The organism is Aquibacillus rhizosphaerae (assembly GCF_030282825.1).
Taxonomy (GTDB): Bacteria; Bacillota; Bacilli; order Bacillales; family Amphibacillaceae; genus Aquibacillus_C; species Aquibacillus_C rhizosphaerae.
Genome location: NZ_JASTZU010000034.1, coordinates 155,989 through 177,182, shown reverse-complemented (window position 1 = coordinate 177,182; position 21,194 = coordinate 155,989). Strand labels below are relative to the sequence as shown.

Genomic DNA, 21,194 nt, shown 5'->3' with positions numbered 1-21,194 from the left:
TTGATAGTTATACAGAAAGCCTTTTCATAATTTCTAAAATTATGTAATCAAGCGCTTGCTTACCATCCTTTAACTCTCCAGTTAATCTGACCTTAGAAAATCCAAGTCCAACATTTTCATCTTGCAATTGTCCATCGATATATAGCCTTTCACCACTACACCACGTATTTTCAACTTGTAATAGTTGATTTATATAATTACTTAAAAACATTTTTCAAGATGCTACTCCTTAAATTTAATTTTTACAGTAGCAACTTTCTTATTGAAGAGAATCGTCTGCAACTTTAGCTTTCATAAAATCACTGAACTATGTATAAACCTCCAAAGAAATTCTAGTTTTAACTGTGTCAATATAATTTTAAACTTTTCACCAACTTGTCATAACTTTGTTACCCACTTGTGAATTATTGAACATAAGTGTTTTCCATACTTTTTAAACGTGTTATTATCTAAATATAGAAACAAACAAGAATTCTTGAAACAACATATGTGAATCGTTGAACAATAATACAAAAAATAGGAGTGAATGAACATGTTGGAACTTTTAAGAAAAAATAATGTCGTAGCTGGTGTATTAGCAATTATTCGGATTTATCTTGGTTATTCTTGGATCACAGGTGGTTGGGCAAAAATTACTGGTGAAGGCTTTGATGCAAGTGGTTTCTTACAAGGAGCAATTGCAAAATCTACTGGAGAACACCCTGCTGTTCAGGGTTGGTGGGCAGCTTTCTTGGAAAATGTTGCTTTACCAAATGCGGGTCTATTCACCTTCCTAGTTATGTGGGGCGAGCTTCTTGTTGGTATTGCATTAGTCTTGGGTCTATTTACTAATTTCGCAGTGCTAATGGGAATGGTTATGAATTTCTCTTTCCTATTCAGTGGAACAGTAAGCACAAACGGTCAAATGATATTACTTGGATTCTTCATCGTTGTTGCTGGTGCGAACGCAGGCAAATTAGGTCTAGACAGATATGCAATGCCTTACCTGAAAGCATTGTTCACGAAAAAAATTAGTAAAGAAGTTAGAAAAACTGCAGAAGTTTAATAAAAACAGCGTACAACTAAGTTGTACGCTGCTTTCATGATGTTATAATGTTCTTTTTTCTTAAATAATTACTTCTCTTCCGCACCGAATTCAACAGCTAATAACACAATCGAGTCATTGATTTCCCACTAGGTGTCAGACGTTTTATTCGTTCTCTTTGTTCTGATAAATTATTAACAACACCAGGAAGATTCTTCCCTTTTATTATGTTAATTAATTGTTCCATGTTTTTTCCTAATCTTCTTATTCTTAATATTCCTTTGATCATCACTTTATGATAACAACTACTGTTATCTTTAGTGTGATAAGTATTGACTTGTTGCGTGCCCCCAAAAGAGATGCTTTTTATATTAAAAAGCACTTCTTTCACTCGTTACATGCTACCATATCTATATTCCTGTCAACCGACCCTTTCAATAAAAATATCTAATGATTGATTCATCCATTGATATTGTTTCCTTTATTTGTTATAATGAATTGGTTTTAAAATTAATGAGGGGGAACTTTTTTTGTCAATCGAAGTAGGCAGTAAGGTAGAAGGTAAAGTAACAGGAATCACTAATTTTGGAGCATTTGTTGAATTACCTGGAGGTACAACAGGTCTTGTTCACATTAGTGAGGTAGCAGATAGCTATGTTAAAGATGTAAATGATCACCTTAAAGTAGGAGATCAAATTTTAGTAAAGGTAATAAGTGAGAAGGACGGAAAAACTGCCTTGTCCATCAAAAAAGCTGTTGATAAACCCGAAGGACAAACCTCTTCTTATTCTCGACGCCCTCGTCAGGGTAAAGATGATAAGAATTCTAAAAACTTCCGTTCAAAAGGCAATTTCAAACCAAAAGAGAGTTTTGAAGATAAAATGGCTAATTTCTTAAAAACAAGCGAAGAAAATTTGTCTACTCTAAAACGTAGCAAAGAATCAAAACAAGGCGGTCGAGGCGGAAGACGCGGATAACTAATTCTTTAATGCTTCAACCCATAGAGAAAGGCAAGCCTCAAAAACTGGCTTGCCTTTTATTATGTTTGAAACTTCGTTCTTATTTAATCGCTTTGCTAACTTTTAGCTTCTTTCCTTTAATTGTTTTGTTTTCCATCGCTTGCATAACTAAAGATCCTTTTCCATTCAGAATATCTACATAGGATAAATTGTCTTTAATTGTAATGATACCAATGTCATCAGCACTTACACCAGGAATTTTTGCTATTGTTCCGACAAAATCGATCGCTCTTATCTTCTTCTTTTTTCCACCACTGAAATGAAGCTTCATAATATCTTTATTTATACGTTCTGTTTTATTATTTTTAACCACACGGCGACTATTGTTCTTTTCATCAAAAGCAGGTCTATTTCTAGCAACTTCTTTATATTCAGGAGCTTCCGCTTTAGGAATCTCAAAGTCAATATATCTTTCAATCGCTTTAAGGAACTTGCCTTCGTACGCCGTTGCAAATGTTATTGCTTTTCCTTTATTACCCGCACGTCCTGTTCTACCCGTACGATGTACATAGCTTTCTTTTTCCATTGGCACGTCATAATTAATGATTAATGTCACATTATCTACATCAATTCCTCGCGCTGCTACATCCGTTGCAACAAGATAACGAAAGTTTCCTTTTTTAAACCCTTCCATAACAGCAAAACGATCATCCTGTTCTAATCCTCCATGTAGCTTTTCACAAGCAAAATTAGATGCTTCTAATTCGGCATAGACTGTGTCAACATGCTCTTTCGTTCTACAAAAAACAATACAACTCTCTGGATTTTCTACCACTGTTACATCTTTAAGTATTGAAAGCTTATTTTCCTCTTTTACTTCAATCAAACGGTGTTCAATCGTATTGGTTGTAACCCCAGTCGCTTCAATTTCAATATTAACTGGATCATTCATGTATTTGTAACAAAGTTTTTCAACATCTTTTGGTAATGTTGCAGAAAATACCATGGTAACTCTATTTACAGGTAGTTCTTTTATAATTGCCTCTACTTTTTCGATAAAGCCCATATTAAGCATTTCATCTGCTTCATCGATAACGAGATACTTTATTTGATCCAAGTGAAGCGTTTCTCTTTCAATATGATCGATTACTCGACCAGGTGTACCAACAACTACATGCGTTTTTTGCTTTAATTCTTCTTTTTGCTTAGAAAAAGGTTCTTTTCCATAAACAGACATCGCTTTGATCCGTTTAAACCTTCCAATGTTTGTAATATCTTCACGAACCTGAACAGCAAGTTCTCTCGTTGGTGTAAGTACTAATACTTGCGGCTTTTTTTCTTCCCATTCAATCTTCTCACAAATAGGTATACCAAATGATGCCGTCTTTCCACTACCAGTTTGAGATTTCACAACAAGATCCTTGTTATCTAATGCTTTTGGAATAACTTTTTTCTGAACCTCTGTCGGCGTTTTGTATTTCAACAGTTCTAAAGCTCTTGTTATATCTTCGCTTAAATTGTATTCTTTAAAATTACTTTCACTCATGTATTAACCTCGCTTTAAAATGATTCGACTTATATATAGGATTCTCTCAAGAGAAATATCGTATGCAAAATCGGTAATATGTTCATTATACTTTAATTATGACAGAAATCGACTTTAAATTTGAGAAAGATTACCTTTTTATCCCTTATTAATCTTACCTTCCAATACTATTTGTAGTTGATACGCTTTATTCAAAGCTTAAGCGACAGTAACTTACAGAGGCATCATTAGTATTTTTCAATACTCGAGTGGTATAATATGAACTGAATTTAAAAACAATCCTAATTGGAGGCAATATGCTTACATTCCAAGAAAAACTTGCTATTATCGAATCCTATCCTAATTTACAACGAAAAGATGTATCATTAGGTCGTGTTAATTTTCAGTTTGAAGAAAGTATCCTGGATAAAAAAAATGTCGTTTATCACTTACATCCGAGCGGAAACGGATTTGTGTTTGCAGAACTTATCGACGAAGACTATGACTTGGATGATAAAGGCATGGTGAATATCCGTGACTTTAACGAAAAAGAACTTCGCAAAGTAATTAATCAAGCAATCGAGTCGCTTTCTGAATCTACTTTTGAAGAAATTTGGATTAACAGAGAGAAACAAATCCTTAAAGTAGTCAATGATCTTGATGTCTGGAACATTTATGCTGGAGAAATGTTAGATGGCACTTTCCATACGTACAATGGTGCAGCTTCTTATCTAGAAGAAGAAGGTTTTAGACGGACAAATAAAAGTTAACTAATATTTTTAGAAATACCGTGGACAAAAACCACTTGGAAATACAAATCCAAGTGGTTTTTCATATTATTTTCTCACTAATCAAAAACTGCTATTACTGTATAATAAATTCAAACAATAAAACCACTCAAAACCATTCTAATATTTATAAAAAGTGAAATATGATTGCAGGGTATATATTGTTGGTTTTTATTAAAACAAAAGCATAAAACATCCCCCTAAAAGAAAATATCAGACTAATTCGGCAGTAAAAAGGAACAATGTTTACGAGAAGATTCAAAATTAAAAGGATAATTAGCTAAAACGTTGAATATTTAATCATTACAGATTTTAGGATGTAAGTAGTGTTGAAAAATTTAAAAGTTCTATTAGATATTATTAATGGTACGAGTAATAATTTTTACATACATACAATGCTTTCGAATTATTATAATCTAAAAAAAGGATGTTAAGATTATGAAACTATTAAAAGTATTACCTATAATTTTTTTGGTTATTTCTTTAATAGGCTTATTCTTTAATTGGGTTCAGATACAATTTATAAATGCAATTGGAATAAATCATTGGACAGGACTTGTGATTATGTTGTTAATAATTTTTGTTCTTTTCTTCCTGTTAAAATATGAATTAAGTTCTCTTACTTTGATTTGTCTATAAGCAATCCCTATCTTAGCCGTAGTACGATATATATATTTTTCACCTTCACTGAACATTTCAGAAGTGGACTTATCATTTAGTGAGGATCATGTGCAAACTGGTTTTTTTATAACGCTACTACCAATTATACTAGTAATAGTACTTAATATTATTACTATATTTTCAAAAAGCAAAACTTAATTTACATGGTTACATACGGATTAATGAAACTGCTAACAAAAACTACCATATTGCAGGGCTTTTTGTTAGCAGCAACACAACAAAAATTAAGTGTAAATAGAATAAAAATATAGCTCGTCGCTAGCAAGTGATAATGTCACTTAATCATTAATATATCTCGTATATCATCTTCCGTAAGTGCTATTTGTGCTTTATGTTCAGAATCGATAATTTCACCAATTAAATGTCTTTTCTTATCCTGTAATTCATTCATCTTTTCTTCAATTGTACCTTTGGCTACAAGCTTGATTACCTGGACAGCACTCGTTTGACCTATCCGGTAAGCTCGATCAGCAGCTTGCTGTTCAACAGCTGGGTTCCACCAACTATCATATAAAATAACCGTATCTGCACCGGTTAAATTTAGTCCTGTTCCCCCTGCTTTTAACGAAATAAGAAATATATCTCGCTCTCCATGATTAAATCGATTACATACTTCCACCCGCTCTTCTGATGGAGTTTGGCCATCCAAATAAAAAAATGCAAATTGTTTTCTTGTTAACTTCCTACCGATTAGATAAAGCATTTTTGTGAACTGGGAGAATATCAACACTCTCCTACCTGATTGCATGGAATCTTCTAGGATTTGCATCAATTGTTCGAATTTTGCAGAGCTTCCATTGTACTCATCTACAAACAAACCTGGATGACAACAAATCTGTCTTAACCTTGTAATACCAGCCAAAATACGAATCTTATTTTTTCTAAAGGTGTCCTTGTCCAAATGCTTCAATGTATCGTGACGAAGTTTCGCCAAATATGCAGCATACAATTTCTTTTGATCTGGAAGTAGTTCGGATGATGAAATTGTCTCAATTTTTTCTGGTAGTTCTTCTAACACATCAGCTTTCATTCGGCGCAATAAAAACGGACGAATCCTTCGTGCGATTGTTTTTCGAGAAAGATTACTGTACTCCTTTAACCCTTGAAACAATTCAGGAAATACAATATGAAAAATCGACCATAGCTCCTCGAGCGCATTTTCCACTGGTGTTCCCGTTAGAGCAAAGCGATGATTAGCTTGAATTTTTTTCACGGCTCTTGCAGTCTGTGTTAATGGATTTTTAAAAGCTTGTGCTTCATCAAAAAAGACCGTATGAAATGTTTGTTTTTCAAACCATTGTGTATCCTGACGTAAAATCGGATACGAGGTGATAATAACGTCAACAGCGTTTAAATCTTTCTGCAATTTTATACGCTCTGATTTACTTCCATCTATGACAACAGCCTGCAGTTCTGAAGCAAATTTGCTAATTTCATTTAGCCAGTTATACGTTATAGACGACGGGCAAACAATCAAAACTGGTAAACTTTTTTCACGAATATGGTCTAGTTCTGATACGATAAACGCAATGCTTTGTAATGTTTTCCCAAGTCCCATATCATCAGCTAAAATACCTCCAAACCCATAACTGGCAAGTGTTTTCATCCACTTGTATCCATAGATTTGGTAGTCTCGTAAAATAGATGATAACGTCTTTGGTACTTCCAATGGTAAATTCCCAGGGTTGCTAATAGTATCTAAGAATTGTCTAAATGATTTTTCATATTTGAATATATCCCCATTAACAGTCTCGAGCAGTCTTAAACTTTGAACCACTGGTAACTCTAAGCCTTTTTCTAAATCTTGTTTCTGATCTGGAAGCGCATGAAGAAAACGATTAATTTCATCAAATTCGCTCGTCTCCAATGACAATAAAGATCCGTTTCTTAATCGATAATACTTGCGTTTTTCTTCTAAAGCACCTAATAGATCCCGAATATCAGATTGAGGAATGTCTTCCATTTCAAATTTAAATTCTAACCAATTTGTGCGTTCTCTCTTCACTTTAATGTTAATTTTCGGAAAAGTGTTTTCTTTAATAACTCTGTTTTTTATCGCGGTAGTCGTATAGATTTGCGTCAGTTTTTGTAGTTTAGGAAGTGTATGGTACAAAAATTGATATTCCAATTGTTCATTATGTAAATAATAGCCACTTTCCGTTTTGGAAAATAAGCTTTCTTCCATAATTTGAAGAATTTCTTCTTCTTTGTTTATGTCCCTTACGAACATTGAGATACCTTTTAGATCGCGAACTTCTAATGGGTTAATCACAAAATTTTCGTAATGAAATTCGATCCCGGCCAGTAATCGATTTTTAACTCGATCAAGGAACAACTTTGCAACTAAAGGTGTTTTAGTAACTTTTTTTGTAAGTCCTTTTGCAATGTGAACATCACCAAGTCTCTTTAATCCTGGAATCACTTTTTCTAGATACATGTTTAGTTGTTCTTGCGGAATCAGAATCTTGTTTGAAGCAGAACCATCCACCATTCGCTTCAACTCAGCAAGTCGAATAGAATCTTGATTTTCTAGTTTAGTTATTTTCCCATCATATAACACTGTCCTGTACGTATTTAAAAGAATCATATTATCTAAACCAGTGATTTGCAGATAATAGCGACCAGCTTCAGTTTCTATGAAATCAAATTGCAACGGGAGAGTATTATTTTCAATCTCAAATTCATTATAGATTTTCCCACTATATACTATTTTCACTTTCTTTGTTTCCATAAGCAAAGGTTTAAGTCTTTCCCAAGAAGATGGTGGAATCAACAATAATTGGTTACTAAATATATTTCCTGATTCTTCTAGATATACTTTTTCATCCTGAACTATCTCAATAAGTTGCTGTAATACTGCATCTATTTCTATAGAAAAACAATGAAGACTCAAATCGAAAGTGAAAGAAGTGGAAAGTACACTAGGCAAACCTTGTTTAACATCCTCTAGAAACTCTCTAATATTGGTGACAAGATTGGAAGACACTTCAATTTCTACACCGAACATCGTTTTGTTTTCAGCTACTGTAACAAGTTTACATGTAAATAGGACATCTAACACCCGTCTGTTCTCAAAGTGTAATTGATGCCTACTTGATCGGTTTATATTATTCTGAAAAATAGTTAGTAGACTGTCATGTTTAACTGAATTTACAGAACATTGATGCTGCTTATCGCAAATCGCTAATAGCACGGCAGCAATATGTTGACAATCCTTAGAAAAGCTAGCTAACTTAGGGCAACTACAGCTTGAGCGAAAGCTACTATCTTCTCGTTTTTCAATGATGACATAGAATTTCTCTTTTCCTACTACTGTAGCTTCGCATAAATCGTTGTCATAATTTTCTATTATAATTTTATTCGATTTATAAAAAGTTTCTCCACTTTTATAGGAAACCGATCCACACTTTTCTTTTATTATCTTTTGGTTTAGTCTTATGTCCAACTGCCTTGCCCCTCCTACTAACCACTGATAAATATAGGGCTTCACCATCTATTTTTATTTAAAAATATAATCTCAGCCTACAAAATCGGATAGAAATTCCGATGTAACTGTATGGTTATTTTTTACTTTTTTTCCTCAAAGTGACTGGTGGTGTAGCGTAAGTTGACGAAAACGAAGTGATTAATTAAGCACTTGCGCCGGATTCTTGATTTTTTTCGTTAACATTATTCTTTTAGAAAATAGTATATTTTAAAATTAATTCTTATCGATTGTATCATAAAGCAACAAATTATATCGTGTTTAACACCATGGAAAAACATAACAAACAATGAAATAATATATCAATTTCCACCTTATATAACCCCAACATAACATATACAAAAAAGACCAAATCACTGTGATTTGGTCTCCATAAACATATGCTTTTATCAAAAATTAATATGGAACGATATTTGATTGTAAGTAATAATAGAGTAACTGCTCTGTTTGCTCTAAAGATGATTCATGTGTGCGTTCGTAAGCATGTGAGGAATCAATTCCTGGTCCAATCAAACCATGAATAATATCATGTCCAGCACGAATTGCTGCCGAAGCATCTGAACCGTAATACGGATAGATGTCTAGCTTATAACCAATCTCATTTGTTTGAGCAAGTTCAACGAGATGCTTCCTTAATTCATAGTGATATGGCCCACTTGAATCTTTTGCACAAATAGATACTGTATATTCATCTGTAGATTGTCCATCACCCATTGCCCCCATATCTACGGCGAGGTATTCCACTGTTTCTGGAGTAATGTTGGAGTTACCACCATAGCCTATTTCTTCATTATTAGAGATTAGGAAATGTGTTGTGTAGGGTAATGTAATGTTTTCTTGTTTCATTCTTTTAATCAATTGCAATAATATAGCTACGCTCGCCTTATCATCTAAATGACGTGATTTTATGAAGCCATTGTCTGTAATTTGCACACGAGAATCAAATGATACAAAATCTCCAACTTCAATACCTAGCAATCTAACCTCTTCGGCATTCTCCACTTTTGCGTCAATACGAACCTCGATATTTTCTTGATTACGCTCTGCTTTTCCAGCATCTTTATATACATGTACAGATGTTTGGTGCATTAATATCGTTCCAGTGAATACGTCTCCACTTGACGTTTGAATTTCACAGTATTCTCCCTCAATCGAGTTATAATTAAAACCACCGATTAAATCAAGGCGAAGTCGACCATTTGATTTAACTTCTTTAACAATGGCACCAAGTGTATCAACGTGAGCAGTAAGCATACGATGTTCGTTTTGATTTGTTCCAGGTAAAGTTGCAATCAATGCCCCTTTTCTATTGTATTCCGTTTTTACATTGAGTTTTTTTAAATAGTTATCAACAAATTGAATCACTTTCTTTGTATTACCTGATGGACTGGGAATCGACACTAACTCTTGAATTAGTTCTTTTGTTTCTTTTACATTTGGATAGGTACTCAAAATAAAACTTCCCTTCTTTATAAAGCAATATAATTATTTTATCGTTAATAAAAAAAGCAAACAACTAAAAAGAAAAGCGCAGGACAACTTAATTTCCTATGTTCAGTCTTTATTAAACAGATGATATAACATTCTGTCCTTATCTTCAAAAAACTGCTTCATGAACGTATAGTGATGTGTTTCTTCCAATTGTAATTCCATGATACCATCTGCGGTTAGCTGAAGAATTTTAGCGTTTGGATAGGCCATGACGATTGGTGAATGTGTGGCGATAATAAACTGTGATTGTTGTTTCACTAATTCATCGATTCTTGCTAGCATAGATAGCTGTCTTAACGGCGATAAAGCTGCTTCAGGCTCATCCAAGATATACATTCCATTTCCAGAAAAACGGTTAATAAATGCAGAAAAGAAAGATTCTCCATGGGATTGTTCATGTAAAGACTTTCCGCCATAAGAATCGATAATTCGTTTTCCGCTACCCTGTTTATCTAGCTCCTCAATATTTGTTGCTAAATTATAAAACGTCTCTGCGCGCAGGAAAAAACCGTCTTTTGGCCTTTCTCCACTTTTGACGATTCTAATAAAGCTTTCTAAATCGGAGTGGGATTCTCTTGTAGAAAAATTAAAATTAAAACTTCCCCCTTCAGGGTTAAAACCAGAAGCCACAGCGATTGCCTCTAATAAAGTTGATTTACCCATACCATTTTCTCCGACAATATATGTGACCTTTGCATGGAAGGAAAGGTCATATAATTTTTTTAATGCGGGAATATTAAACGGATAATCTTTAAAGGAAGCTATTTCGTCTCGTTTTAGTTTCATAGCTCTTATATATGGAGGCCTATCGCTATCCATCAGAAATTCATTCCTTTTTTGTTTTAATAAGTTTCTTTGATTATAACAAAACTCACTACTTTTGTTTGTTAGTATTTGTAAATAATAGTTTATGTTATATTGATTATAACTACTAAAAAAGATTTCATAAAGGAGGAAAAAGTATCAATATTCTCGAATTCATTACTGCTTTAACCCCAATTTTATCTGTTTTTATTTTTTTAGTCGTTTTAAGGATGCCAGCAACAAAAGCGATGCCGATTAGCTTTTTGGCAACAGCCTTATTAGCTTTATTCATCTGGAAGATTCCTATTGTTCAAGTTCTAGCCGCTTCCATTGAAGGGATTATTGTTGCTATATCGATTCTTTGGATTGTTTTTGGTGCAATCCTGTTATTAAACACACTTTCCAAAAGTGGTGCTCTAGACTCGATTCGTAATGGTTTTTCAAAAATTTCTAATGACAGAAGAGTTCAACTTATTATTATTGCCTGGTTGTTTGGTTCTTTTATTGAAGGAGCCGCTGGATTTGGTACACCAGCTGCTATTGGTGCACCTCTGCTTGTAGCTCTTGGTTTCCCACCTCTTGCAGCTGTTTCTTTAGCACTTATTGCAGACAGTTCTTCAGTTTCATTTGGTGCAGTCGGGACACCGATGATTGTTGGAGTGAAGCAGGGTCTGAATGAAGGCTCCTCTTTAGCTGGTATTGTTCAATCCGGAATAGGTGACCAATCAATTAATGACTATTTACAAGAAGTTGCTAGTACTGCAGTGTTTATTGATTTATTCATTGGAACATTTATACCGGTTATCATTGTATGTATGCTTACTCGTTTTTTCGGAGAAAATCGTTCGTGGAAAGAAGGACTACAAATCTTTCCATTTGCCGTCTTTGCAGGTCTAAGTTTTACCGTTCCTGCATTTTTAGTTGCTACTCTGCTCGGACCTGAATTTCCATCCATTATTGGTGGGCTAGTTGGACTTGCAATCGTAGTTCCCGCTGCTAAAAAGGGCTTTCTTTTACCAAAAGAAACGTGGGATTTTGCACCGAATGCACAAACACCTATCGATATTGATGTAAGCAATCAGAAAATCATGCCATTGTGGCTTGCATGGCTTCCTTATATGATTGTAGCCATTTTATTAGTACTTACAAGAATTGATGTTCTTCCATTAAAAGGTTTACTACAGTCTGTAGAAGTCGGCTGGGGGTCGATTCTCGGAACAAAAATTAGTACTTTCTTTCAACCGCTGTACTTACCTGGTTCAATCTTTGTAGTAGTTATTATTATCACCATCTTTTTACATAGGATGAACAGAGCGAAAGTGATAGAAACAATTACAACATCTTCAAAAACAATGGTGGGGAGTGTTATTGCACTTGGAACTGCTGTGCCCATGGTAAGAATTTTTATTAATTCTGGAGTAAACGATACTGGTTTAATGAGTATGCCTATGGAGTTAGCAACTTATGTTTCCAATGCAGTTGGAGATAACTGGCCAATGGTTGCCCCTTTTATCGGTGCACTTGGCTCTTTCATTTCAGGTAGTGCAACTTTTAGTAGCATGATGTTTTCATTGTTTCAATTTAGCGTTGCCGACCAAATTGGAGTAAACCACCAAGTTATTCTCGCACTCCAAGTACTTGGCGCAAATTCAGGAAATATGATCTGTGTTTTAAATGTTGTAGCTGCAGCTTCCGTGGTCAACTTAGTTGGAAAAGAAGGTACGATCATTCGGATGACGTTAATACCCATGATTTTCTATGCGACACTAGCTGGAATTATTGGATTTTTGTTATTGTAGTTAATAAAACAATATAGGAAACGAGTGTCAATATAGACACTCGTTTCCTTGTTATCCATTAGTTTAAATATTTCTATTTTCCACTTGTTGTTTCAAGTTAAAAATAAATGAATCAAGTGTCACTTGATGTGACTCTCCTTTGCCATACTGCCTCACATTTACAGTTCTATTCTCAAGTTCTTTATCTCCTACCACAAGAATGTACGGAATCTTCCTAATCTGGGCTTCTCTAATTTTATAGCCTAGTTTTTGTTCGCGCAAATCATATTCAACTCTATATTCCTCTTGCTTTAAAAGAGTAGTAACCTCTTTCACATAATCACTATGCGCTTGATTAGATATAGCAATTACTTTTACTTGAACAGGCGCTAACCAAGCTGGAAAAGCTCCACCAAAATGTTCAATTAAAATCCCTAAAAACCGGTCGATGGAGCCAAATACTGCACGGTGAATGACAACAGGTCTAACTCGCTTGTTCTCTTCATCAATATAAGTTAAATCAAATTTTTCTGGCATTTGGAAATCTAATTGCACAGTTGCACACTGGTGACTTCTCTTTAGTGCATCCTGAATATGAATATCAATTTTAGGGCCATAAAATGCCCCATCACCTTCATTTATATGGAATGGATAGTTAAGCTTATTTAAGACATTCTTTAAAGCGCCCTCCGCTTTATCCCATAGTGCTATATCGCCCATAAAATCATCCGGTCTTGTCGAAATCTCCACGTCATATTCAAAGCCAAAAGTACGATACACATAATCAATTAATTGTAGTGCCGAAGTAATCTCATCCTCTATTTGATCTGGAGTTACAAAAATGTGCGCATCATCCTGACAAAATGTTCTCACTCGTAACATTCCGTTCAATGCACCGCTGAATTCATGACGATGAACTTGACCAAACTCCGCCATCCTTATCGGCAGATCTCGATAAGAATGAAGCTTATCTTTAAAAATCAGCATATGTCCAGGACAATTCATTGGTTTTAATGCGAAATTTTGATTGTCTACATTAGAAAAATACATATTTTCTTTATAGTGATCCCAATGACCCGATTGTTTCCAAAGTCTCTCATTCATCATCATCGGTGTACGGACCTCTTTGTAATCATAGAGATTTTGCAATTTTCTTAGAAACGATTCTAACTCATTTCGAATGATTTGACCGTTCGCCAAATAAAAAGGCATTCCAGGGGCTTCCTCCGAAAACATAAATAGATCTAACTCCTGTCCTAAGTTGCGGTGGTTTCTCTTTTCCGCTTCTTCTAGGAAATGAAAATGTTCATCGAGTTCCTGTTTTGTTGCAAATGCAACACCATATACTCGTTGAAGCATTTTGTTATTACTATCACCACGCCAGTATGCACCAGATACATGTGTAAGTTTAAATGATTTGATGAATCGAGTTGCAGGTAAATGTGGGCCTCGACACAGATCTACAAAATCACCTTGAAAATAAGCTGTAATGACTTCTCCAGAAGCAATCTCATTCAACAATTCCAATTTTAATGGATCACTTTGAAATAACGCTATTGCCTCTTGACGTGTTAATTCTACACGCTTCATCTCAAAATTTTCAGAAATGATTTTATTCATTTCCTTTTCAATCATCGCAAGATCATCAACAGCAATGTTTTTATCCAAATCAAAGTCATAATAAAAACCGTTTGATATAACTGGGCCAACACCCATGTGAACTTCACCATAAATACGTTTAACGGCTTGGGCTAGCACGTGGGCTGTTGTATGTCTCATAACCTCAATTCCCACTGCAGATTTAAGATCATATAACTCAATTGCCGCGTTTTCATCAATGCAACGTTCCAAGTCATACAATGAACCATTTACCTTTCCAGCAACTGATTTCTTTTTTAGACTTGGACTAATTGACTCGGCGATTTCTTTTAATGAAATACCTTTTTCATACTTTTTTTCTGTCCCATCAGGAAACTTAATAACTATTTCTTGCATACTCATCCTCGTTCACTCCTCTTAAAAAAATTTTATAAAAACAAAAAAACACACCCATCCCTCTATTTAAGAGGGACGAGTGTCTCATAAACCCGTGGTTCCACCCAACTTCCCATCACACTTACTATTTACGCGTAATGGCTTCGTTTAAGCTGTATCGTTGCTTCTACGGTATTTGGCTAATGAATTCCTTTCACCAATACTGCTCTAAGGTGGTAAGTTCTTCTGCTATGTTAGGAAGTTTTCAGCCTAGACTTCCCTCTCTTTGAACCGCTTAGAAAAACAATTGTCCTTATCATCGCATTTTATTTCATTAAAAAAACACACAATCATCCCAGGTATAAGGGACGAGCGTGTGTTGTTCGTGGTTCCACCCAATTTCCCACCAAATGAATAATACGTGGCGGCTTCAGATTGCTGTATCGTAGCAGCTACGGTATTGATTACTCATTTCACCAATACTACTCTAAGGTGGTAAGATTTTTCTGCTATGTTTAGGAAGTTTTCAGCCAAGACTTTCCCTCTCTTTAAACCGCTTAGAAAAACTCATATCCTCTTCATCGCTTAATTATAAATTTCTAATTACTATAATAGATTATCTAACTAAAGTCAATATACTATTTTGCAGACTGATTTTCCACATTATACAAAACAGTTTATTTGACTATATTATTTTTCAAGCATATTATAGCTTTTATATGTAAAGAACAACCTTTGAAATATTAATAAATTAGTTCATTACAGATTACAAAAACTACGGAGGCATCAACATGAATAAAAAATACAGCCCATTATTTGAATCTATTCAATTCCGAAGGGGCCTGCAACTTAAAAACAGAATCGTCATGGCACCAATGACCAATTTTTCATCTGATGCAGATGGTTTCGTTACCGACGAGGAAGTAAATTACTATCGTCGACGTTCTCACGGCGTCGGTATGGTCGTTACTGCATGTACAAATGTTTCTGCTAACGGAAAAGGATTTCCTGGCGAATTCGCAGGTGACCGTGATGAAATAATTCCAAGTTTGCAAAAATTAGCATCCGCTATTAAAGAAGAAGGATCAACTGCTATCTTGCAAATATTTCACGGGGGACGTATGTGCCCACCAGAGTTAGTTCCAAATAAAGACATCGTCAGTGCAAACGCCGTTCCAGCAGAACAAGGTGATGAACAAGGACCTGTTCCAAGGGCACTTACTGGACAAGAAGTTGAACAAATTATCCGCGATTTCGGAGAGACCACCCGACGTGCGATAGAAGCTGGTTTTGATGGTGTGGAGATTCATGGAGCTAATGGCTACTTGATTCAACAGTTTTTCTCACCACATTCTAATCGCAGAGAAGATCAATGGGGTGGAAGCCTAGAAAAACGAATGAATTTCCCATTAGCAGTTATTGATGAAGTAAAACGAGTGGTTGATACACAAGCTAAAAATCCATTTATTGTAGGCTACCGTTTCTCACCAGAAGAACCAACACTTCCTGGAATTACGATGGCAGATACACTTGAATTAGTTGATCAATTGGCAGATAAAGAATTAGATTATCTTCATATTTCGTTAATGGAATTTGATTCAGCACCTAGACGTGGTGTAGAAGATACCCGTTCACGTTTGGATTTAGTTTTAGAAAAAGTATCCAATAGAGTTCCTGTTATTGGGGTTGGTTCCATCCAGACAGCTGATGATGCGCTTAAAGCTTTGGAAACAGCACCGCTAATTGCATTAGGAAGACAGCTTATCATCGACCCTGACTGGGTTAGGAAAATAGTAGAAGGTCGTGAGTCTGAAATAGATACGCTTTTAGACTTGGAAGGACAAGACCGCCTTGTTGTACCAAATCCATTATGGAATGCAATTGTGAATAGCCCAGGCTGGTTTCCAGGCGTCAAATAGTTTTCCAGTTACATGCGAAAAAAGAGATTAATGGCCTTATAGGTTCATTAATCTCTTTTACTATATTTTATCTGTCCTCATGTATAGCTAATATACTTGTAACTGAGTCAATTTTATAACTACCTTATTCAGTCATCTGTGACATTATATAGTTTGGGAATGGTTTTATCCAACTATATATTGTTGTAGATGACGACAAATTTCGTATTATGAAATTGATTAAACGATGTTAATTAAATCATTTGACTAAAAATAATCTCACAGAATCATCTTGTTAGGCTAACTGTTGTCAGTAAAACCACTGGATAGCTTGAGTACGTTTCTCTGGATTAGTAATTTTTGCACTAACTTAACATATTCACTCTTTTTTAGTTTCAAAAACACTTATTGGAGTTACATTTTCACCATCCAGATCGGAACGATAAAGTTTGTAGTCTGAATCTTCTTTAGCAAATTGTTTATCAACAATAAAATACAACGTATCATTCTCTGGTCCTATCACTGGATTACTAACATACTCCCCTAAAAAAGTAAGTTGTTCTTCTGTATTCGTTTCTTGATTATAGGTGAATAACTCATATTCAAAAACACCATCCGACCCTGTTTTGGCTACAGATTGATAGATAATAGTATTTGTACCTGGAACAAAACTAAAGTCATATATATCTTCATTTCTAGATTTATCACTTACAACTGATAAATTCGCAGGATCATCTACTGGAATTTGAAAAATACGTTGATGTGCATCAAAAATATCATCAGCTGTTTCTGCATCTGCGTCATCAAACATTTGCACGTAAACAGAAGATCCATCTGCAGATACCTTAAGTGATTCCATCGAATACTTTTTCAAATTCGTTATTTTGTAATTGGATTTATTCTCAAAATCATAATGATGTATATCAAAATCATGCGGCCGTTCACTCGCGATTGGTGAATAATTTTCAAATGTTCCTGCACTTAAATAGAACAGATTATCATCTGTAGAAAATTCCAACTCTGTAATTAGCGTTTCTTCAGTAAATAATTCTTGAATTTTTTTTGTTTCTATATTTAAAAGATGTACAACGCTAGATAAATTCTCATTTTCGTTCTCTTTTTCTTTTTCACTTGAAATAAAGGCAAGCTGTGATCCATCACTAGAAAAAGCAACATCTAAAATCACCTTTTCATTCGTCATCGAAACAACTGATTTTGATTGTGATTGATCGTCTTCCATGATGAAAATTTCTGGACTGCCATCTGTATAGGATACAAAAGCAACCTTACCTTTAGTAGATACATCAAAAAATTCAGTAAGTCCATTCTGCTTTTCATTTTCTGTCTTGTTAAACAAGAATCCTACAACAATGAGGCAGATAGTGATTGTGACTAGCCCTGCCAAAATAATATATGTGTACTTTTTTTTCATCGTAACACTCCTAATAGATAAACATTGGCATGATAAAGCTATAAAAAACGATTGATAATACAATAAGTATGCTTATTGCCGTCATGAAGAATGCGCTTTTTTTATTCTTTTTCACCAGTTTCATTTGTGCAATATACAGTACTACCCAAATGACAAAAGGTAAGCCAAACAAAAGCATTCTTAATTCTATACCACCTGAAAAAGCAAGCATCGCCCATAAGAAGAATAACGTTAACCCAATGATTATTATTCCTATCGTCATATTAATAACATGTAACAGCTTTACTTTTTTAGATAATGGATTTCCATTTGGTTGGAAATCATGCAATGTTGTACGATATACAAGAAACAACGATAGTAGAATAATTAGCCATGCCCACAATACCAAAACGACAGTAACTATATGGTCTATTCCAGAAGCGAGTGACCATCCATATAGGTACACAAGTAAGTGGATAATTAAAATACTATTGGTCCATCTTTTTCGGTTCAACTGTGGGAGTTTATTCAATGAAATAAAAAGCAATAGACTGCTTATCGATATCGAGATTAATAGCCAAGGAATATAGGCATCCCCCTCGGTAATCAACTGTGACAAATAAACACTAATCGTAAATAAAATCGAAGCCATTGAGAGTCCTAAAAGCATCTCTCTCCGATAAGGAAACATTGCTTGTTGCAACTGGTCACCTATTACATCTTCTTGACCAAAATCTTCTATAGCTTTTTCTTCTGCCTCTGGTTCAGAAAGACCTTCTTTTACAAATTGTTCTTGAGATAATTGTAGATGGATGAATAACTCTTCGTATAAATCATCTTTTTCGTCTTTACTACATTCCGTTTGTTCAACAATTTGTTTTACGTAGCGCTCCATTTTAGAACTCATATTAGCCCCTCCGAGCTTTTATTGATTAATGCATTTATTGATTTCCAATTTTTCTTTTTTTGCTCTAATTCTTTTATTCCAGAATCCGTTATTCGATAATACTTTCTTCTCCCTTTATCCTCCTCACTCCAATAAGACTCAATCCACAACTTTCTTTCCATCCGCTTTAAGGCTGAATAAAGTGTGCCCTCACTCATTTGATAAGCTTCTTCACTCATGTTTTTAAGAACTTTAGTAATTTCATAACCGTACAAATCCTTCTGAGATATTAAGGATAGAATTAACAAATCAATACTGCCTTTCATCATTTCCTTATCCAAACTAATCACCTCATTCCTTTTAACCATTGTAATACGATGCACCTCGTATTACAATGGTTAAAAGGAAATTAATTACAAACAGTGTTTGATTTATCTGTTAAGCCTTTTGGTAAAGCTATCTTTTTAATTAAAGAGTATCTTTAAAAGTTTTTGATTACGATAGATAAAATATAAAGTACGTACTAAATATTCTTTACTTTTGTGAAAATTCTTTTACGTTGCAATGATGTTTGTGTGGTACTCCGTTCCGTCATAACACTTCGCTTTCCACGTGCTGTTTCCGTAAGAGTCGAAGCATTCTGCCTTCACTAATAATAGTTTCAAGCTAAATCTATGAGCTGAACTCTGAATTCAAACCCTATTATTTATTTCAACTTATCTCCGTAGCATACTTCCAAGTTTTGCTATACAATAAAAAAGTAATAATAAAAAGTGTGGTGATTCCATTGTTTAGGATTCTATTAATTGAAGACGATATGACTTTATGCAAAGAAATACATGATAGATTAACTAGCTGGTCCTATGATGTTTATAGAATTAAAGATTTCAATCATGTCATGCAAGAATTCACATCTGTTAAGCCCGATTTGGTTATCATTGATATTCAATTACCTAAGTTTGATGGCTTTCATTGGTGCCGAATGATTCGTGGTCATTCCAGTGTTCCCATTATTTTTTTATCATCTCGTGACCATCCAACTGATATCGTAATGTCCGTGCAGCTTGGGGCTGATGATTATATTCAAAAACCTTTCCATTTTGATATACTCGTCGCTAAAATACAAGCAATTCTCCGCCGAGTGTATAATTACAATACCGAAAATGTTGAACTTAAAACATGGCGTTCCGCCACGATTGATTATCAAAAAAACACCGTTACAAATAATCAAGGCACGATTGAACTATCAAAAAATGAAATTCTAATTTTAAAACTACTGATTGAACATAATAATAAAATAGTATCACGCGAGGAATTGATACGAAGCCTATGGGATGATAGTAGGTTCGTTAGCGATAATACCCTTACTGTTAATGTGAATCGTTTACGCAAACGACTAAAGGAAATTGGATTAGGTGGCTATATCGAAACGAAAGTTGGGCAAGGATATATCGCTTCAGAAAAGGTACAACTATGATTAAAAGTTTTATCATCGAAAGAAGAAGCTGGATCACTCTCGTACTCTCTCTTCAACTGCTTAACTTGTTCATTGCGTATATTGATACATCACTACCTTTTAGACCCATGGCATATATCGTTTTTTTATCTTTACTTATTTTTATCCTCTTTTTGATTATTCGCTACCATAGAGAAACAAAGTTCTACCGTAGTCTAGTCAATCGAGAAAACAATCTAGATATAACAAATATCGAAGTAGCTGATCTACCCTTCGAAAAAATTATGGAAGAAAGCATTATCCAACAAACTGAACAATTGAAACAAATTGCTTCTGATAATTTAATATCCTTGGAGCAGGAAAAAGATGAATTACTGGCTTGGATTCATGAAGTAAAAACACCATTAACTGCGATGCATTTAATGATTGATCGAATACATGACAAAGAAATAAGGACAGGCTTAACCTATGAGTGGTTACGCGTCCATTTATTGCTTGACCAACAGCTCCATCAAAAACGAATCCCCTTTATAGAAAATGATTTATATATGGAAAAAGTAGACTTAGAAGAAATTGTTATTCAAGAGGTTAAAACATTGCAATCTTGGTGCATTCAAAAAGGGGTTGGTTTTGATATAGATATCCAGGTTACTGAAATTATTAGTGATGCCAAATGGATAGCCTTTATTTTCCGACAGCTTTTAACAAATGCCGTAAAGTATAGTGAAGCCTCTGATATCATAATAAAAAGCTATCTGTACAATAAGCAAACAGTATTTGAGGTAAAGGATTACGGCCGTGGAATTGATGCTAAGGATCTACCACGAATTTTTGATAAAGGTTTTACTTCAACAACCAAACATCATGACACTGCAGCAACCGGTATGGGTCTGTATTTAACCAAAAAGGTTACTGAATCCCTATTAATAAATATCAATGTCGTTTCCGAAATTGGAGTTGGAACCATTTGCACATTAACCTTTCCAAATAGAAATTCATTCGTGGCCAGCAATAGCATGTGACAACAATGTCACA

Annotated in this window: 17 protein-coding genes; 7 read left to right on the top strand and 10 right to left on the bottom strand. The window is 34.6% G+C overall.

Translation table 11 applies throughout. From position 1 onward, the window contains the following. Positions 1-7: 7 nt before the first annotated feature. Positions 8-211: a hypothetical protein gene (locus QQS35_RS10480; RefSeq protein WP_285932022.1), complete on the bottom strand. Its 204-nt coding sequence runs from the start codon at positions 209-211 to the stop codon at positions 8-10. Between the two features lie 321 nt (positions 212-532). Between QQS35_RS10480 and QQS35_RS10475 the strand changes: the two genes are divergently transcribed. After that, complete coding sequence (locus tag QQS35_RS10475; protein WP_285932021.1) at positions 533-1,045, top strand: DoxX family protein; 513 nt, start codon at positions 533-535, stop codon at positions 1,043-1,045. A 97-nt stretch (positions 1,046-1,142) separates the two neighbouring features. On the opposite strand, the gene QQS35_RS10470 is transcribed toward QQS35_RS10475, so the two are convergent. Beyond that, positions 1,143-1,415, bottom strand: a complete 273-nt coding sequence (locus tag QQS35_RS10470; RefSeq protein WP_285932020.1) for a hypothetical protein — start codon at positions 1,413-1,415, stop codon at positions 1,143-1,145. A gap of 139 nt (positions 1,416-1,554) precedes the next feature. Between QQS35_RS10470 and QQS35_RS10465 the strand changes: the two genes are divergently transcribed. Continuing rightward, the gene (locus QQS35_RS10465; protein ID WP_285932019.1) at positions 1,555-2,001 is read left to right on the top strand and encodes a S1 domain-containing RNA-binding protein; all 447 of its coding nucleotides are present in this window, start codon (positions 1,555-1,557) and stop codon (positions 1,999-2,001) included. An 82-nt stretch (positions 2,002-2,083) separates the two neighbouring features. On the opposite strand, the gene QQS35_RS10460 is transcribed toward QQS35_RS10465, so the two are convergent. Further along, complete coding sequence (locus QQS35_RS10460) at positions 2,084-3,529, bottom strand: DEAD/DEAH box helicase (RefSeq protein WP_285932018.1); 1,446 nt, start codon at positions 3,527-3,529, stop codon at positions 2,084-2,086. Positions 3,530-3,825: 296 nt separating this feature from the next. Here QQS35_RS10460 and QQS35_RS10455 point away from each other — a divergent pair, with 296 nt between their 5' ends. Further along, complete coding sequence (locus QQS35_RS10455) at positions 3,826-4,278, top strand: hypothetical protein (RefSeq protein ID WP_285932017.1); 453 nt, start codon at positions 3,826-3,828, stop codon at positions 4,276-4,278. 973 nt (positions 4,279-5,251) lie between these two features. On the opposite strand, the gene QQS35_RS10450 is transcribed toward QQS35_RS10455, so the two are convergent. The 3 genes from QQS35_RS10450 to QQS35_RS10440 all read right to left on the bottom strand — a co-directional run bounded on the left by QQS35_RS10450 (position 5,252) and on the right by QQS35_RS10440 (position 10,771). Then, positions 5,252-8,422, bottom strand: coding sequence for a DEAD/DEAH box helicase (locus tag QQS35_RS10450; protein ID WP_285932016.1), 3,171 nt, complete (start codon positions 8,420-8,422; stop codon positions 5,252-5,254). Between the two features lie 435 nt (positions 8,423-8,857). After that, a complete protein-coding gene (locus tag QQS35_RS10445; protein WP_285932015.1) occupies positions 8,858-9,913 on the bottom strand; it encodes a M42 family metallopeptidase in 1,056 nt (351 codons plus the stop codon). 102 nt (positions 9,914-10,015) lie between these two features. After that, the gene (locus QQS35_RS10440; protein WP_285932014.1) at positions 10,016-10,771 is read right to left on the bottom strand and encodes an AAA family ATPase; all 756 of its coding nucleotides are present in this window, start codon (positions 10,769-10,771) and stop codon (positions 10,016-10,018) included. 143 nt (positions 10,772-10,914) lie between these two features. Here QQS35_RS10440 and QQS35_RS10435 point away from each other — a divergent pair, with 143 nt between their 5' ends. After that, the gene (locus tag QQS35_RS10435; protein WP_285932056.1) at positions 10,915-12,555 is read left to right on the top strand and encodes an L-lactate permease; all 1,641 of its coding nucleotides are present in this window, start codon (positions 10,915-10,917) and stop codon (positions 12,553-12,555) included. Between the two features lie 63 nt (positions 12,556-12,618). Here QQS35_RS10435 and thrS read toward each other — a convergent pair whose 3' ends face one another. Further along, complete coding sequence (gene thrS, locus QQS35_RS10430; RefSeq protein ID WP_285932013.1) at positions 12,619-14,535, bottom strand: threonine--tRNA ligase; 1,917 nt, start codon at positions 14,533-14,535, stop codon at positions 12,619-12,621. Positions 14,536-15,299: 764 nt separating this feature from the next. Here thrS and QQS35_RS10425 point away from each other — a divergent pair. Next, positions 15,300-16,427, top strand: coding sequence for an NADH-dependent flavin oxidoreductase (locus QQS35_RS10425; protein ID WP_285932012.1), 1,128 nt, complete (start codon positions 15,300-15,302; stop codon positions 16,425-16,427). Positions 16,428-16,785: 358 nt separating this feature from the next. On the opposite strand, the gene QQS35_RS10420 is transcribed toward QQS35_RS10425, so the two are convergent. From QQS35_RS10420 to QQS35_RS10410, 3 genes are read right to left on the bottom strand one after another with little or no spacing between them, the layout of a single operon-like run. Next, entirely contained in the window at positions 16,786-17,838 is a 1,053-nt protein-coding gene (locus QQS35_RS10420; RefSeq protein WP_285932011.1) for a TolB-like translocation protein, read from the bottom strand. A 10-nt stretch (positions 17,839-17,848) separates the two neighbouring features. Continuing rightward, entirely contained in the window at positions 17,849-18,724 is an 876-nt protein-coding gene (locus QQS35_RS10415; RefSeq protein ID WP_285932010.1) for a permease prefix domain 1-containing protein, read from the bottom strand. Beyond that, positions 18,721-19,044, bottom strand: coding sequence for a PadR family transcriptional regulator (locus QQS35_RS10410; protein WP_285932055.1), 324 nt, complete (start codon positions 19,042-19,044; stop codon positions 18,721-18,723). Before QQS35_RS10410 ends, QQS35_RS10415 begins: the two co-directional genes overlap by 4 nt. Before the next feature lie 446 nt (positions 19,045-19,490). On the opposite strand from QQS35_RS10410, the gene QQS35_RS10405 reads away from it, so the two are divergent. After that, a complete protein-coding gene (locus QQS35_RS10405) occupies positions 19,491-20,180 on the top strand; it encodes a response regulator transcription factor (RefSeq protein WP_285932009.1) in 690 nt (229 codons plus the stop codon). Beyond that, positions 20,177-21,181 carry a sensor histidine kinase gene (locus QQS35_RS10400; protein ID WP_285932008.1) on the top strand — a complete coding sequence of 335 codons (1,005 nt, stop codon included), beginning with the start codon at positions 20,177-20,179 and terminating at the stop codon, positions 21,179-21,181. Before QQS35_RS10405 ends, QQS35_RS10400 begins: the two co-directional genes overlap by 4 nt. The last annotated feature ends 13 nt before the right edge of the window (positions 21,182-21,194 follow it).

Coding starts and splice junctions, on each gene's coding strand:
- thrS (WP_285932013.1), bottom strand. CDS start 14,535: ATGAGTATGCAAGAAATAGTTATTAAGTTTCCTGATGGGACAGAAAAA.
- QQS35_RS10460 (WP_285932018.1), bottom strand. CDS start 3,529: ATGAGTGAAAGTAATTTTAAAGAATACAATTTAAGCGAAGATATAACA.
- QQS35_RS10475 (WP_285932021.1), top strand. CDS start 533: ATGTTGGAACTTTTAAGAAAAAATAATGTCGTAGCTGGTGTATTAGCA.
- QQS35_RS10425 (WP_285932012.1), top strand. CDS start 15,300: ATGAATAAAAAATACAGCCCATTATTTGAATCTATTCAATTCCGAAGG.
- QQS35_RS10440 (WP_285932014.1), bottom strand. CDS start 10,771: ATGGATAGCGATAGGCCTCCATATATAAGAGCTATGAAACTAAAACGA.
- QQS35_RS10400 (WP_285932008.1), top strand. CDS start 20,177: ATGATTAAAAGTTTTATCATCGAAAGAAGAAGCTGGATCACTCTCGTA.
- QQS35_RS10455 (WP_285932017.1), top strand. CDS start 3,826: ATGCTTACATTCCAAGAAAAACTTGCTATTATCGAATCCTATCCTAAT.
- QQS35_RS10420 (WP_285932011.1), bottom strand. CDS start 17,838: ATGAAAAAAAAGTACACATATATTATTTTGGCAGGGCTAGTCACAATC.
- QQS35_RS10415 (WP_285932010.1), bottom strand. CDS start 18,724: ATGAGTTCTAAAATGGAGCGCTACGTAAAACAAATTGTTGAACAAACG.
- QQS35_RS10480 (WP_285932022.1), bottom strand. CDS start 211: ATGTTTTTAAGTAATTATATAAATCAACTATTACAAGTTGAAAATACG.